General features: G+C 70.9%; 14 protein-coding genes. 5 read left to right on the top strand and 9 right to left on the bottom strand.

What is annotated here, in order from left to right; translation table 11 throughout:
• Positions 1-75: 75 nt before the first annotated feature.
• The 7 genes from BHU06_RS05395 to BHU06_RS05360 all read right to left on the bottom strand — a co-directional run bounded on the left by BHU06_RS05395 (position 76) and on the right by BHU06_RS05360 (position 7,275).
• Positions 76-1,008, bottom strand: a complete 933-nt coding sequence (locus tag BHU06_RS05395) for a pseudouridine synthase (RefSeq protein WP_070398110.1) — start codon at positions 1,006-1,008, stop codon at positions 76-78.
• A gap of 114 nt (positions 1,009-1,122) precedes the next feature.
• On the bottom strand, positions 1,123-1,842 hold the full coding sequence (gene trmB, locus BHU06_RS05390; RefSeq protein ID WP_070398109.1) for a tRNA (guanosine(46)-N7)-methyltransferase TrmB: 720 nt from the start codon (positions 1,840-1,842) through the stop codon (positions 1,123-1,125).
• A gap of 78 nt (positions 1,843-1,920) precedes the next feature.
• Positions 1,921-2,859 (bottom strand): hypothetical protein, encoded by a 939-nt coding sequence (locus BHU06_RS22380; protein WP_070398108.1) that lies wholly within the window; start codon positions 2,857-2,859, stop codon positions 1,921-1,923.
• 471 nt (positions 2,860-3,330) lie between these two features.
• A complete protein-coding gene (locus BHU06_RS05375; protein WP_070398106.1) occupies positions 3,331-4,110 on the bottom strand; it encodes a hypothetical protein in 780 nt (259 codons plus the stop codon).
• Positions 4,111-4,313: 203 nt separating this feature from the next.
• Positions 4,314-5,192: a tRNA glutamyl-Q(34) synthetase GluQRS gene (gene gluQRS / locus BHU06_RS05370; RefSeq protein ID WP_070398105.1), complete on the bottom strand. Its 879-nt coding sequence runs from the start codon at positions 5,190-5,192 to the stop codon at positions 4,314-4,316.
• 15 nt (positions 5,193-5,207) lie between these two features.
• Complete coding sequence (locus BHU06_RS05365; protein ID WP_070398104.1) at positions 5,208-6,299, bottom strand: NAD(P)/FAD-dependent oxidoreductase; 1,092 nt, start codon at positions 6,297-6,299, stop codon at positions 5,208-5,210.
• Between the two features lie 25 nt (positions 6,300-6,324).
• Positions 6,325-7,275 (bottom strand): LysR substrate-binding domain-containing protein, encoded by a 951-nt coding sequence (locus tag BHU06_RS05360; RefSeq protein WP_070398103.1) that lies wholly within the window; start codon positions 7,273-7,275, stop codon positions 6,325-6,327.
• A 127-nt stretch (positions 7,276-7,402) separates the two neighbouring features.
• On the opposite strand from BHU06_RS05360, the gene BHU06_RS05355 reads away from it, so the two are divergent.
• Genes BHU06_RS05355 through dnaE form a run of 5 tightly spaced genes read left to right on the top strand, consistent with a single transcriptional unit; the run spans position 7,403 to position 13,462 of the window.
• Positions 7,403-8,104: a pirin family protein gene (locus BHU06_RS05355; RefSeq protein WP_070398102.1), complete on the top strand. Its 702-nt coding sequence runs from the start codon at positions 7,403-7,405 to the stop codon at positions 8,102-8,104.
• Positions 8,105-8,140: 36 nt separating this feature from the next.
• Positions 8,141-8,548 (top strand): DoxX family protein, encoded by a 408-nt coding sequence (locus tag BHU06_RS05350; RefSeq protein WP_070398101.1) that lies wholly within the window; start codon positions 8,141-8,143, stop codon positions 8,546-8,548.
• Positions 8,549-8,569: 21 nt separating this feature from the next.
• Positions 8,570-9,124: a flavodoxin family protein gene (locus BHU06_RS05345; protein WP_070398100.1), complete on the top strand. Its 555-nt coding sequence runs from the start codon at positions 8,570-8,572 to the stop codon at positions 9,122-9,124.
• A 37-nt stretch (positions 9,125-9,161) separates the two neighbouring features.
• Positions 9,162-9,857 (top strand): DUF599 domain-containing protein, encoded by a 696-nt coding sequence (locus tag BHU06_RS05340; protein WP_070398099.1) that lies wholly within the window; start codon positions 9,162-9,164, stop codon positions 9,855-9,857.
• Between the two features lie 35 nt (positions 9,858-9,892).
• Positions 9,893-13,462, top strand: a complete 3,570-nt coding sequence (gene dnaE, locus BHU06_RS05335; protein ID WP_070398098.1) for a DNA polymerase III subunit alpha — start codon at positions 9,893-9,895, stop codon at positions 13,460-13,462.
• Positions 13,463-13,549: 87 nt separating this feature from the next.
• Here the strand turns inward: dnaE and BHU06_RS05330 are convergent, their stop codons facing one another.
• On the bottom strand, positions 13,550-14,167 hold the full coding sequence (locus tag BHU06_RS05330; protein WP_070398097.1) for a YdeI family protein: 618 nt from the start codon (positions 14,165-14,167) through the stop codon (positions 13,550-13,552).
• Between the two features lie 21 nt (positions 14,168-14,188).
• Positions 14,189-15,160 carry a cell envelope integrity protein TolA gene (gene tolA / locus BHU06_RS05325; protein WP_070398096.1) on the bottom strand — a complete coding sequence of 324 codons (972 nt, stop codon included), beginning with the start codon at positions 15,158-15,160 and terminating at the stop codon, positions 14,189-14,191.
• Positions 15,161-15,162: the final 2 nt, after the last annotated feature.

Genomic DNA, 15,162 nt, shown 5'->3' with positions numbered 1-15,162 from the left:
CGTCGGCAGCTTCGAGGTTTTCTTGACCTGGCGTTCCCCGCCAGCGGATCGCCTGCGCCTGTGGGCGACCGCCGGTCAGGGCAAGGGCCAGTCCAGCGTGCGCGCGCTCTCGAAGCGCCGGGCCTGGCCCGTCACCGGGTCGGTGAAAGCGATGGCGCTCGCCAGCAGCCGCAAGGGTTCGGTGAAATCTTCGACCCCGTCGGGGCCGCGCCGCACGCGCGGGTAGAACTGGTCGCCCGCAATGGGCAGGCCCAGGGCGTCGAGGTGCACGCGCAGCTGGTGGCGCTTGCCGGTGAGCGGTGCCAGGCCATAGCGGGCCCAGGCGCCGCGCACCTCCAGGCGCTCGACGCGCGTCTCGCTGTTGGGCTCGCCCTCGGCCTCCACCATGCGGAAGAAGGCCTCCACGTCCTCTTCGATGCGGCTGCGGCGGGTGAGGGGCAGCGCGAGCGTGGGGTCGTGCGGCGCGATGGCTTCGTAGGCCTTGTCGACCGCGCGCTCGCGGAACAGCGCGTGGTAGGCGTTGCGGTCCTGCGGCCGGAGGTTGAACACCACCAGGCCGGCGGTTTCGCGGTCGATGCGGTGGATGGGGTTGAGCGAGTCGAGGCCTGTGCGCTGCTTGAGCCGCACCATCAGGCTGTGCCGCACATAGCGCCCGCTGGGCGTGACGGGCATGAAGTGCGGCTTGTCGGCCACCAGCAGGTGCTCGTCGTGGAACAGGATCTGGGGCTCGAAGGGAATCTCCGCTTCGTCCTCGACATGGCGCCAGTAGTAGAGCCGGGCGCCGGGCTCGCAGGGGGCTTCGGGCGCCAGGGCCTGGCCGTGGTCGTCCAGCACCTCGCCGCGCGCCAGGCGCCGCGCCCATTCGCCGGGGGCGATCACCGGCAGGCGCTCGCTCAGGAACTGCAGCACCGAGGCCCAGGGCGCCGGTTGGGTGAAGGGAATGGCCACGCAGCTGGGCGACACGCCCTCGCGCGTGGGAATCAGGGGGTTCTTGGGGCGGTGCGCCATGCGGGTGTCAGACGGGCGAGAGGGACGCTTTGTACTGCAGGCGCCAGCCCTGCTGCCGTTGCAGTTGTCGCTGCCCTTGCCGGGGCCCTGCTGAAGGGCTGAGGGCTGGCACGCTCAGACCCGGCGCCAGACCAGGTCCCACACGCCGTGGCCGAGCTTCAAACCGCGGTTCTCGAACTTGGTGAGCGGGCGGTAGTCGGGCTTGGGGGCGTAGCCTTCGACCGTGTTGCGCAGCAGGGGCTCGGCGCGCAGCACCTCCAGCATCTGCTCGGCGTAGGGCTGCCAGTCGGTGGCCAGGTGCAGGTAGCCGCCGGGCTTGAGCTTGTTCGCCAGGCGGTTGACGAACGGGCCCTGGATCAGGCGGCGCTTGTGGTGCTTGGTCTTGTGCCAGGGGTCGGGAAAAAACACGTGCACGCCGTCCAGGCTGGCGTCGGCCAGCATGTGGTCCATGACCTCGACCGCGTCGTGGCGCAGGATGCGGATGTTCTCCAGCCCGCCGTCGCCGGCGAGCTTGAGCAGCGCGCCCACGCCGGGCTCGTGCACCTCGCAGCAGAGGAAGTTGTCCTGCGGCCGCACGCTGGCGATGTGGGCGGTGGCGCCGCCCATGCCGAAGCCGATCTCCAGCACCAGCGGGGCCTCGCGGCCGAAGGCGGCGCGGGCGTCCAGGCGCTGGTCGGCGGTGTAAGGCAGTAGGAAGCGCGGGCCATACACCTCGTAGGCCTTGGCCTGCGCGGCCGTGGTGCGGCCCGCGCGCAGCACGTAGCTCTTGACCTGCCGCAGGTAGGGCACGTCGCTGGGGGGAGTGCGCGGTTGCGCGTGGCGGGGGTCGGTCATGGTCGGGCCGGGATTTTAGGGGGCGTGCCGACCGGGCCGCCCAGGCCCAGTTTCCCCCGGCCCGTCCGCGAGACGGCTTCAATCGTGCAGATAGAACGACAGCAGGCCTTGAAGGGCCTGGGCCGCGTCCTCGCGGTGCGTCGACAGCAGCGCATCGGTCTCGACGCGATCGCGCAGCGCGGCCAGCTGGCGCTGGCGTTGCGCGGGGTCGGGCGCGTGCAGGGCATAGAACAACTGGGCGAAGGTGGACACCGTGTGGGCCAGCCCTGGCGGCGCGCGCAGCGGCGACGCATCCCCAGAGGGGCCCAGGCCCTTGCGCAGCACGTACAGGGCCCCTTGCAGGGCCAGGAGGTGGACGGGCGGCCGGGCCGGCGTGAAAGGGGCGACGGGGGGGCGCATCGACTGCTGGATCCACGAAGCACAGGCGCCGTAGAGCCGCTGCGCGAAGTGCGGTCGATGCGCCACGTCGATCGCGTGCGTCAAGTCGCTGAGCAACTCGAACAGGTGCTGGATGGCCGTCGCGGCATCGCCCCCATCGGGGTCCGACAGGCGCAGCAGCGCGCGCAGGATGAGGTCGTCGAGCCGGCGCTGGTTCGGCGCCGACTGCCGGGACCGCTGGAACGATTGCACCACCGGCGCCAACTGCGCGGCCAGCACGCGGCAGAGCTCGCGCCACACGGTCCAGTCCGTCGATGGGCCCGGGCTGGGTGCGCGATGCAGGGCCGCCCAGGTGCGTTCGGTCGCTCGGTGCTCGGGCTTTTGCAGGTGGGACACCAGGTGGAAGAGGCGGGCGGTGGGGTCGCTGGGCGCATGGAAGGGATGCCACCGCTCGTAGCCGCGGAACAGGTCCGCGCGCGCCGCGGGATCTGGTTGCGCCAGCAGCACGCGCAGGACAGCGGCGTGCGTCGCCGCCTGCTCCGGGGTGCGCGCCGGCAGGCGGGGCATGAGCAGCAACCAGAGGGCCGAGGCCGGGTTGGGCGGCCGGTGGCGGCTGAAGGGCGGGGGGTTGTCGCGCACCAGCCGCGCGGCACGCCCGGCGGCGAGTGGGCTGTGCGGTGGGTGGGGGCTGGGGGGCGGCAGGCCCGGGCCAGGCCATGGGTGGCGCCGTGCGTGGGAGGTGGAGAGGGCCTTGCTGCAGGACATGGACCGGGTTCAGTGGAGGGGCTTGGGCTTGAACAGCGTGTGGATGAGTTGGGCGATGTCCGGCGCGTGGTTCTTGGTGAGTCGCCGCCCAGCAGCTGCTGCTGCGCCGAAGGGGGTGCCGTGCGTGGGGTGGGCGCGGCGGTGTCGGTGCAGGGCTTGCCCGCCCCATGGGGGTGGGATTCGCGGCTGGCGCTCAGGGACCAGGACCCGGTCCTGTGGTGGTGCGGGTTCGGCTGGGGGAGCGTGAACCGCTCGGGGCCGGAGGTGAGCGCTTCCCTGGCGAGTTGAGGGGTGGAGGGGGTGGAGGCCGAGGCGCGCGGGGACGTCGACGCGCGTGCCGTCTCTTCAGAGCTGGACAGCGCGGTGGTCGGGGTCTGCGAGCGCGACAGGGAGCGGGTTTTGTCCTCTGGGGGGGCCGCTCTGCGTGTCTTCTTGCCAACGTAGGTCGGTGTCGGTCTCATCGGCAGTGAGGGGTGGGTTGGGACGTGGGGGCGCAGGCGCAACCGGTGGCATCAAGGGCTGGCCGGCTTGCACGCGCTGCCTGGCCGTGATGAGGCACAGGCGCATCCACTGGGTGGGGTCGGCGCGTTGCACCAGCTTGTCGAGCGCGTCGCGCGACGCGGCGTTCAGGTGCACCGACGGGTCCGCGCGGTTCGTCCAGCCGCGCTCGGCCAGGCACAGGATGGCCGGCACCAGATGCTGCGTTGCATCGGGCTCGAAGCCGGCCATGAGGGTCTGGGGGACCTTGGGTGCACGGCACAGCAGTTGGTGCAGCAATGCGGCGTCCTGGGGCCGGTCCTTGAACACGGCGCAGACCAGCCGGGAGGCGGCCATGGGGTTGCCGGCTTCGAGCCAGGCCTGGCACACGGCAAGCAGCGCCTGGGTGTCGCTTTCGTTCAGGGTGGGCGTGCGCGGGGCGAAGGGCGGCGGGCCGATCAGGGTGCCGAACACCAGCGCGTGCAGGCGGGGGTAGTCGTCCGTCTTGGCGATGGCCGTGGCCTCCCGCGCGTCGTGCCCCCATGCCATGAGTTGGCGGTGGGCCTGTTCGTACTGGCCGCCTTTGTTGAAGGTGGTGTTGAGCTCGATGCCCAGCCGCTGGAAGTGCGTGGAAATGCTGGATCGCAACCCGGTTCGCTGAGGGGGGGCGGGGCGGCGCTCGGGTGAGGCGGTCTCGGTCTCGGCGCGGGTCCGGGACGGCGGCGTGGTCCTGGGCGTGGTAGGGGGGGAGTAGCGTTCCATGGTCGGGCGGGGAGGCAGCGGCCGTGGGCCGCGATCGCTGAACGCCGGTTGAGTGGTCGGGCCGGACAGGCCCGTTCCTGATGGAGCGCTTAAGGCGCAGAGCCGGCCCAGGCCTGGGACCAGTCCTTCAGCGCCGAGGCGACGCTCCCCGTGCGCGGGCCCAAGCCCAGCGCGCGCGCCGCCGCGTTCAGGGCCGCGAGTGGGTCGCTCAGGTCCAGCGCCTGAGCGCCGTTCTGCTTGCTCAGCTTCTCGCCGTTGTCGCCCCGCACCAGCGGGGTGTGCAGGTACCGCGGCGTGGGCAGGCCCAGCGCGCGTTGCAGCAGGATCTGGCGCGGCGTGTTGTCGGCCAGGTCCTCGCCGCGCACCACGTGGGTGATGCCTTGCGCGGCGTCGTCCACCACCACGGCGAGCTGGTAGGCCCACAGGCCGTCGGCGCGGCGCAGGATGAAGTCGCCCACCGTGGCGGCCACGTCCTGCGACTGCGGGCCGAGGCGGCGGTCGTGCCAGTGCACCACCGCGCCGTCCGGCACCCGAAAGCGCCAGGCGCGCGGCGCGCGGCCCCGCAGGCCGCCGCTCTCGGGCCGACAGGTGCCGGGGTACACGGCGGCCTGGTGGCGCTCGCGCGGCGTGCCGCTGGCCAGCAGGGCGCGCTCGATGTCCTGGCGCGAGCAGGCGCAGGGAAACACATCGCCCTGCGCGATGAGCCGGTCCAGCGCGGCCTGGTAGCGTGCGCCGCGCGCCGATTGCCACACCACGGCTTCGTCGCTCTCCAGGCCGCAGGCGGCGAGCTGTTGCAGGATGAGCCGGTCGGCCCCGGGGATGCAGCGCGGCGTGTCCACGTCCTCGATGCGAACGAGCCAGGCACCGCCGTGGGCGCGCGCGTCCAGCCAGCTGGCCAGCGCGGCCACCAGTGAGCCCGCGTGTAGCGGGCCGGTGGGCGAGGGCGCGAAGCGTCCGCGGTAGCTCACCGGGTCATGGGGCTTTCAGGCCACGGCCAGCGCGAGCTCCAGGCCAGACACGAAGGCGTCTTCCACCCGGTGGCCCAGGCACCAGTCGCCGCACAGGCCAATGCCCAGCGCGGTGTCGAGCAGGTGGCTGCGGCCCAGCGGGGTCTGGGTTTGCGCGTAGCGCCAGCGCTGCACCTCGGCGAAGGGCGGCGTGGCGCGGATACCGGTGATTTCGGCGAAGCCCTTGAGCAGCTTGGCCTTCACGCGCTCGCCGTCGTCTTCCAGGTGCTTGGTCGACCACGCGGGGCTGGCCTGCACCGTCCAGCGCTCGATGGGGTCGCGCGCCGGCTTGCTCGACTCGCGCGCCAGCCAGCTGATGCGGTGGTGCGTGCTGCGCGCCGCGCTCCACTGCGGGCCCAGGTGGTACAGGCCCGGTTGCATGGCCTGGGGGAAGGCGACCATCAGCGTCCAGCAGGGCGCCACGTGCACCGGCGCCAGCGCGGCGCGCAACTCGGGCGCCAGGCCCGAGGCCAGGAGCAGCGCGTGCGCCTGCGGGTGGGGAATGGCCAGCAGCACGCGATCAAAGCCGCCCAGCACGCGCTGGCCGCCGTCGCCGTCGTCGGTGCGCAGTTGCCATTGCCGGGGGTGCAGGGCGTCGGCTTCGATCCGCGCGACCCGCGTGTCCAGCAGCGCCGGGGCCGAGGCCTGGCCGTGGGCCTCGGGTTGGAGCAGCGGCTGCGCCCAGAGCGCGACCAGGGCGTTCATGCCCGGCGCGGCCACGAAGTGCGGTTCGGTGGGCGGCGGGGCGCTGGCCAGCACGTGGCCGACGGCGTCGAGCACGCGCACGGTGCTGGCGCTCCAGGCGCGCACGGCGCGGGTGGCGGTGGCGCGCAGCGCGAGCTCGAAGCGCGCATCGCGCACGGTGAAGTACTGCACGCCGGGGTCGAAGCCGCCGAACTCGGTGCGCCGGGTGGCCATGCGCCCGCCGACGGCGGACGCGGCCTCGATCAGCGTGACGCGGTGGCCGGCCTGCAGCAGGGTGCGCGCGGCGGTGACGCCCGCCATGCCCGCGCCCACCACGGCGACGTGCAAGGGGGCGCGCGGAATCGAGGTAGGGCGTGAAGTCATTGGGCGAATGTAGCAGCGGCGGTGCTCAACTCTGGTGGTGGTTGTTCAGCAAGGCCTCGCGCGTGCCGGCGTGCTTGAGGTGGTCCAGCCACCAGCGCAGCGCGCGGGCTCCGTCGGCGGCGTGGCGCGTCTGTCGCCAGGCGTAGGCCACGCGGAAGCTGCGCTCGCCCTGCTGCACCGGCTTGACCACCAGCCGCCCGGCGTTGATGAAAGGCTGGGCCAGCGCCGTGGGCAGGAAGCCCGCGCCCAGGCCGCGCAGCTGCGCCTCCAGCTTGTGCTGCATGGTGGGCACGGTGAGCACGTCCTGGCCGGGCAGCAGGTTGTGGCTGACGCCGCGGCCGCGCTGGGTGCTGTCGGCCACGGCCACGGCGCGGTGCTGGCGCATGTGTTCCTCGGTCAGCGTGGCCTCCAGGCGCGCCAGCGGGTGGTGTGGCGCCACGGCATAGACGAAGCCCGCCGTGCCCAGCGGCGCGGCCTGCAGGCCCGGGCCCACGGAATCGGCCGCCACGCCCAGGGCGATGTCGGCCAGCCCGTTCTGCAGGGCCTCCAGCGTGCCCGAGAGGGTTTCGGCGCGCAGCCGCAGCCGCGTGGGCGCGCCGGTGGCGTAGAAGGACTCGCACAGCTCGAACAGGGTGGCGCGCGAGATCAGCGCGTCGGCCGCGATGGTGAACTGCGGCTCCCAGCCCGTGGCCACGCGCTTGACGCGGCGCGCCACGGCGTCGAACTCGTTGAGCAGGAATTCGCCCGCGCGCAGCAGTTCCTCGCCGGCCGGGGTGAGCATGGCGCGGCGCGCGCTGCGGTCGAACAGCAGCACGTCCAGCGCGTCTTCGATCTGGCGGATGCGGTAGGTGAGGGCGCTGGGCACCATGCCCAGGTCGCGCGCGGCGGCGGCCATGCTGCCGAGCCGGGAGACGGCCTCCACCAGGGCCAGGTTCTCGGCGGACAGGGCGCTGCGGGCGCTGATGGGAGCGGGCATCTGGGGGTGTTTCTGTTCAAAGATTTTGAATGATGCCATCAAAAGCCTGCGGCCCCGGTCAGGGGGGCGGCGCCCAGAATTCAGCCCATGCCAGCCCGCTGGCCCCCCCGAAAGAAAGGACCCCACCATGATGCAGATCCGCCGCTCCGACGCCCGTGGCTATGCCGATCACGGCTGGCTCAAGAGCTACCACTCCTTCTCCTTCGCCGACTACTTCGACCCTGCCTGGATGGGCTGGGGCAACCTGCGCGTCATCAACGAGGACCGCATCGCCCCGGGCACTGGCTTCGGCACGCACGGCCACCGCGACATGGAGATCATCAGCTACGTGTTGCAGGGCAACCTGGCGCACAAGGACAGCATGGGCAACGTCAAGGGCATCCCGCCCGGCGACGTGCAGCGCATGAGCGCCGGCAGCGGCGTGCGCCACAGCGAGTTCAACCATGCGCCGAACGACACCACGCACTTCCTGCAGATCTGGATCGAGCCGAACCAGCGCGGCATCGAGCCGAGCTACGAGCAGAAGGGCTTTGCCGAGGCCGACAAGCGCGGCCAACTGCGCCTGGTGGCCTCGCCCGACGGCCGGGACGGCTCGGTGACCATTCACGCCGACGCCGCCATGTACGCGGGCCTGTTCGACGGCGCGGAGGCCGCGCAGATCGCGCTGGACCCGAAGCGCAAGGCCTATGTGCACCTGGTGCGCGGCGAACTCGAGGTCAATGGCCAGCGCCTGGCCGGCGGCGACGCGGCCGTGCTGGACGGCGAGACTTCGCTTACCCTGGGCAAGGGCAAAGACGCCGAGGTGCTGGTGTTCGACCTCGCCCACTGATTCCCCCAACCGCTTTTCAACCCTGGAGAACCTCCCATGAACGCCCTGCAAAATCCCTTCGCCCTGCTGGCCCGCCTGCTGATGGCCGTGTTGTTCTTGCCCGCCGGCATTTCCAAGATCTCAGGCTTCGCGGGCACGGCCGGCTACATCGGCTCGGTCGGCCTGCCCATGCCTGAAGTGGGCGCGGCGCTCGCGATCCTGGTCGAGGTCGGCGCGTCCATCCTGCTGGTCATCGGCCTGTGCACCCGCCCCGCCGCATTGGTGCTGGGGGTGTTCACGTTGGTTGCCTCGTTCTTCTTCCACAATTTCTGGGCGATGCCGGCCGATGCGCAGATGATGCAATCGCTGATGTTCTTCAAGAACATCGCCATCGTGGGCGGCCTGCTCGCCATCGCCGCCTTCGGCGCCGGCGGCTGGAGCCTGGACGCCAAGCGCGGCGCCTGAGCGGACCCGGAGCGCACACGCATGACCAAAGTGGTTGTCGTCTACCACTCCGGCTATGGCCACACGCAGCGCATGGCGCAGTCGGTGGCCGATGGCGCGGGGGCCGAGCTCATCGCCATCGACGCCGATGGCAACCTGCCCACGGGCGGCTGGGAGGCGCTGGACGCGGCGGACGCCATCGTCTTCGGCTCGCCCACCTACATGGGCAGCGTGAGCTGGCAGTTCAAGAAGTTCGCCGACGCCTCCAGCAAGCCCTGGTTCGCGCAGAAGTGGAAGGACAAGATCGCCGCCGGCTTCACCAACAGCGCGGGCATGAACGGCGACAAGCTGGCCACGCTGAACACCCTGTTCACCCTGGCCATGCAGCACGGCATGATCTGGGTGAGCCAGGGACTGATGCCCGCCAACACCAAGGCGGCCCAGCGCGACGACGTGAACTACCTCGTGTCGTACAGCGGCGCCATCGCGCAGTCGCCGTCCGACGCGGGCGCCCAAGACATGCTGGCGGGCGACCTGGAAACGGCGCGCCTGTTCGGCGAGCGGGTGGCGGCGATCGCGGCACGGTTCAAACCCTGATCTGAGCCGCTCCGTGGAGGCGTAGCATGCTGTCTCCATGAAGATCTTCAGCATCCTCCCCTGGGCAGACTGGCTCGCGCTGGTCTGCTTTTTTTCGCTCTGGATCGGCTACGCGACCGTTGCCAAGCCCTGGGCCCGGCGCAGGCCCTCGCTGCTGGCCACCACCAACCGCTACCGGCGCTACTGGATGGAACAGGCCATCGCCCGCGACCCGCGCATGCTCGACGGCCTGATCACGCAGAACCTGTCGAGCACGCCGTCCTTCTTCTCGTCCACGTCCATCCTGATCATCGGCGGCCTGTTCGCGCTGCTGGGCACCACGGACAAGGCCACCGAGCTGATGAGCGAGATCCCCTTCGCGCAGGCGACCACGCTGATCGTCTTCGAGTTCAAGATCCTGGTGCTGATCGCGATCTTCGTGTACTCGTTCTTCCGCTTCTCCTGGTCCATGCGGCAGTACACCTTCGTGGCGCTGGTGATCGGCTCCATGCCCCCGCCCGAAGATTTCGCCGCGGGCAAGTTCGACCGGCGGGCCTACGCCGACCGCGCGGGTGCCCTGGTGGCCTCGGCCGCCGAAACCATGAACGACGGCCTGCGCGCGTACTACTTTTCGTTCGCGCTGCTGGGCTGGTTCGTCTCGCCCCTGGCCATGGTGATGGCCACGGCCGTGGTGACGGCCATCCTGTACAGCCGGGAATTCCGCTCCGAGGTGCTGCACATCCTGCGCGACTGAATCGGGGACAGAGGGGCGCCTTCTAAAATCGGGTGATGTTTGTTCACCTGCGCCTGCACACCGAGTTTTCCGTCGTCGACGGCACCAACCGCATCGATGAGGTGATGGCCGCCGCCGCGGCCGACGGCCAGCCCGCGCTGGCCATCACCGACCTCAGCAACCTCTTCGGCGCCGTCAAGTTCTACCGCGCCGGGCGCGACGCCGGCGTCAAGCCCATCATCGGCGCCGAGGTGCTGCTGCAAGGCTTCACCGAGGAAACCCCGAACGCCATGCCCGGCGCCCACCAGCCGCCGCTGCCGCGCGTGCTGCTGCTGGTGCAGGACAAGCAGGGCTACCTGAACCTGAGCGAGCTGCTGGCGCGCGCCTGGACGCGCAACGTGGTGCGCGACCAGGCCGTGATCAAGCGCGAATGGCTCGAAGAGCTCAACGCGGGCCTGATCCTGCTGTCGGGCGCGCAGGCCGGCCCGGTGGGGCAGGCGCTGATGGCCGGCGATCCGCAGCGCGCGAGCGACGCCGCCCTGAACCTGGCCACCCTGTTCCCGCACCGCTTCTACATCGAGGTGCAGCGCGCCGGGCGCGCCGACGACGAACGCCACGTGGTCGCGGCCGCGCAGCTGGCCGCGCGGCTGCGCCTGCCAGTGGTGGCCACGCACCCGGTGCAGTTCCTGCGGCCCGACGACTACGAGTCGCACGAGGCGCGCGTGTGCATCGCCGAGGGCGAGATCCTGGCCAACAACCGGCGCGTGCGCCGTTTCACGCGCGAGCAGTGGTTCAAGCCCGCCGCCGACATGAGCGCGCTGTTCGCCGACCTGCCATCGGCCGTGGCCAACACGGCCGAGATCGCCAAGCGCTGCAACCTCACGCTGGTGCTGGGCAAGCCGCAGCTGCCCAACTTCCCCACGCCGCTCATCGATGGCGTGCCCATGCCCATGGAGGACTTCTTCCGCCAGTCCTCCTTCGAGGGCCTGGAGGAGCGCCTGGCGCACCTGTACCCCGACGAAGCCGAGCGCGAGAAGCAGCGCCCGCGCTACGTGGAGCGCCTGGAGTTCGAGATCGGCACCATCCTCAAGATGGGCTTCCCGGGCTACTTCCTCATCGTGGGCGACTTCATCAACTGGGCCAAGAACAACGGCTGCCCGGTGGGGCCGGGCCGCGGCTCGGGCGCGGGCTCGCTGGTGGCCTACGCGCTCAAGATCACCGACCTCGACCCGCTGCAATACAACCTGCTGTTCGAGCGCTTCCTCAACCCGGAGCGGGTGTCCATGCCCGACTTCGACATCGACTTCTGCCAGGGCAACCGCGACCGCGTCATCGAGTACGTGAAGCAGAAATACGGCAAGGACGCGGTGAGCCAGATCGCCACCTTCGGCACCATGGCCGCGCGCGCGGCCATCCGCGACGTGGGCCGCGTGCTCGACCTGTCCTACGGTTTCTGCGACGGCATCTCCAAGCTGGTGCCCAACAAGCCCGGCATGAGCGTGACCCTGCAGTACCCGCCCGTGCCCAAGAAAGAGGGCGACAAGAACAACTACGCGCTCGAGATGGAGCCGCTGCTGGCCGAGCGCGTGCGCCAGGAAGAAGACGTCAAGACCCTGATCGAGCTGGCACAGAAGCTCGAGGGCATGACCCGCAACGTGGGCATGCACGCGGGCGGCGTGCTGATCGCGCCCGGCAAGCTCACCGACTTCTGCCCGCTGTACGCACAGCCCGGCAGCGACTCGGCCGTGAGCCAGTACGACAAGGACGACGTCGAGGCGATCGGTCTGGTGAAGTTCGACTTCCTGGGCCTGGCCACGCTCACCATCCTGGAAATCGCGCGCGAGTTCATCATGAAGCGCCACAAGGGGCAGGAGAACTTCCGCTTCGAGGACGTGCGGCTTGACGATCCCAAGGTCTATGCCCTGTTCTCGCGTGGCCAGACCGAAGCCGTGTTCCAGTTTGAAAGCCGCGGCATGCAGGGCATGCTGCGCGACGCCAAGCCCACGCGCCTGGAGGACCTGATCGCGCTCAACGCGCTGTACCGGCCGGGCCCGATGGACCTGATCCCCAGCTTCGTGGCGCGCAAGCACGGGCGCGAGACGGTGGAGTACCCGCACCCGGCCGTGGCCGACATGCTCAGCGAGACCTACGGGATCATGGTCTACCAGGAGCAGGTGATGCAGACAGCGCAGATCCTGGGCGGCTACTCGCTCGGTGGCGCCGACCTGCTGCGCCGCGCCATGGGCAAGAAGAAGGCCGAGGAGATGGCCGAGCACCGCGAGAAATTCCGCGCCGGTGCGCTCAAGACCCACGGCATCCCGCAGGACAAGGCCGACGAGGTCTTCGACCTGATGGAGAAGTTCGCGGGCTACGGCTTCAACAAGTCGCACGCGGCCGCGTACTCGCTGCTGGCCTACCACACGGGCTGGCTCAAGGTGCACTACACGGCGGAGTTCTACTGCGCCAACATGACCGTGGAAATGGACGACACCGACAAGCTCAAGGTGTTGTTCGAGGACGCGCAGAAGATGGGCATGGCCTTCGAGCCGCCCGACGTGAACCGCGGCGTCTACCGCTTCGAGCCGGTGACAGACAAGCTCATCCGCTACGGTCTGGGCGCCATCAAGGGCACGGGCCAGCAGGCCATCGAGGCCATCGTGGCCGCGCGCGAGGGCCGTGGCGAAGGCCCCAACGGCGGCGAGAGCGGTCCGTTCAAGAGCCTGTTCGACTTCTGCCTGCGCGTGGACCGCACGCGCCTGAACAAGCGCACGGTGGAAGCCCTCATCAAGGCCGGCGCCTTCGACGCCCTGCACCTGAACCGCGCCGAGCTGCTGGCCACGCTGGACATCGCCTTCGAGTACGCGGCCACCACGCAGGCCAACGCGCACCAGGGCGGGTTGTTCGACATGCTGGGCGGCGACGACCACGGCTCCAGCACGCAGGAGCCCGACCTGGTCGCGGCCATGCCCTGGGGCGTGAAGGAAAAGCTCACGCACGAGAAGAGCGCCATCGGCTTCTACTTCTCGGGCCACCTGTTCGACGAGGTGGAGCGCGAGGTGCGCCGCTTCGCGCGCACGCGCCTGGTGGACGTGGTGGACAGCCGCGACCCGGTGATCCTCGCGGGCATCGTGACGGACTTCCGCGTCATCAATGGCCAGCGCGGCAAGCTCGCGCTGTTCAAGATCGACGACAAGACCGGCGTGCTGGAAACCAGCGCTGACGAGAACCTCATCAACACGCACCGCGCGCTGCTCAAGGACGACGAGCTGATCGTGGTGCAGGCGGTGGCGCAGCCGGACCGCTTCTCGGGCGGCCTGCGCCTGAAGATCCAGCAGGTCTGGGACCTGGCCAGCGCGCGCTGCCGCTTCGGCAAGTACCTGCGCGTGGCGGTGAACGGGCACGCGCCGTCCGTGGCGCAGCTGGTGCGCGACTTCCCGCCCAAGCGCGAGATGAGCGACCAGGGCGAGTTCGTGCGCGGCCTGCCGGTGCGCCTGGCCTTGCAGCGGGACGGCGCGCGCTGTGAGCTGCAGCTGGACGATCGCGCGCTGTTCTTCCCGACGGACGCGGCGCTGGCGAGCTGGATGGCCCAGGCGCACGAGCGGCGCGCGGAGATCGTGTTCGATTGACCGGGCGCCGCGGACACCGCGCGGTCGGCTGAGGCGCCGGGCCATGCGCGATGGGCCGGCTTCAGGTGCCGGCTTCAGGTGCCGGTTTCAGGCACTGGCCTTGGGCTTCGGCTTGAAGGCGTGCACGGTTTCGCCGCGGGCGAGCATGTTCACCAGCTGCGCGATGCGCTTCGCGCGCGTCGCTGGCCTGACGGCCGTCTGGATGCGCCAGAGCACGGCGTAGCGGTTGCTCGCGTTGAGGGTGGCGAAGAAGGCCTTGGCCGGCGGGTTGGCGTCCAGCGCGGCGACCAGGTCCTCGGGCGCGGTGGACGTCCTCGCACCGTCGTAGGCCTGGGCCCAGCGGCCGTCGGCCCGGGCCGCCTCCACCTGCGCCAGGCCCGGCGGCTGCAGGCGGCCCGCCCCGATCAGCCTGGCCACCTTGTCGACGTTGGTCTTCGACCAGAGGCTGCGCGCGCGCCGCGGCGTGAAGCGCTGCAGGAAGTGCTGGTCGTCCAGGCCCTTCTTCTGGCCGTCGATCCAGCCCCAGCACAGCGCGATCTCCACCGCCTCGGGGTAGGTGACGCTGGGCTCGGTGGCACCGCGCTTGGCGATCTTGAGCCACAGCCCGTCGGACGTCGCGTGGTTCTTCTTCAGCCAGGCCTCGAAGGCCTTGGCGTTCTTGAACAGCGTCGGGGCGGCGGGTGGGGCGGGTGGGGCGGCGGGCATGTCCGCAGTGTGCCGCGGACCTTAGTCCAGCGGCCGCAGGCCGATTTCCAGCGAGGGCGGCACGCGCCCGTCCACGTCGCGCGGCAGGGTGCCGGTGCGGTCGATGGCGCGCAGCACAGCCTCGTCCCACGCGGCGTTGCCGCTGCTCTTGACGAGGCGGCGGCCAGTGATGGTGCCGTCTGGCGCAACCCGCACTTCCACCTCGGCGCGCGGGTTGCCCGGCGCCACCTCGGTGAACACGATGTTGGGTTTGATGCGCGCGGCCACCTTGCCCGCGTAGCTGGCCGATGGCCCGCTGGACTGCTGGGCCGTGCCCGTGCTCTGCGGCGGGCCGCTGGCGCCGGCCTGGCCCATCATGCGGGCCATCTGTTCCTTGCGCAGTTGCTCTTGCACCTGCGCCTGGCGCTTCTCCTGCTCGGCCTTGCGCTGGGCCTCGCGTTTTTCCTCGGCGAGCTTTTGCTGGCGCTCGGCCTCGGCGCGTTTTTTCTCGGCGGCCAGTTTCTCCGCGGCGGCTTTTTCGGCCGCGGCTTTCTTCTCGGCCGCGGCCTTTTCCGCCGCCTGCTTTTCCTCGGCTTTCTTCTGCGCCGCGAGGCGCTCGGCGCGTTCGCGTTCCGCCTTCTCCTTTTCCTTGGCCTTCTGCGTGGCGATGTCGGCCTGCTGCTGCGCCGGGGCGGGCGGTGGTGGTGGCGCCGGGCGCGGCGCGGGGGCCGGCGCAGGCGGCGGGGGCGGTGGCACCGGCGCGGGCGGCGGGGGCGGCGTGGGGGCCGGCGCGGGTGGCGGTGGCGGGGCGGTGGCGCGCGGTGCGGCCTGCTGCGGCAGGCGCGACCACAGCTCGGCCTCCACGGCCGGCGTGTCGGCGTCGCGGCGCCAGTTCACGCCCCAGGTGAGCGCGAGGATCAGCAGGGCGTGGACGCCGATGGCCTTGCCCAGCGCGCCGCCCCAACGGCCCTGTGGCGGCGGGGCAAGGTCGAGGTGGTCGGCGGTGGAGCGCATGG

Origin of the sequence: Hydrogenophaga sp. PML113 (assembly GCF_001777155.1) — a bacterium.
Taxonomy (GTDB): domain Bacteria; phylum Pseudomonadota; class Gammaproteobacteria; order Burkholderiales; family Burkholderiaceae_C; genus Hydrogenophaga; species Hydrogenophaga borbori.
This window is presented reverse-complemented; position numbering and strand designations above follow the sequence as displayed.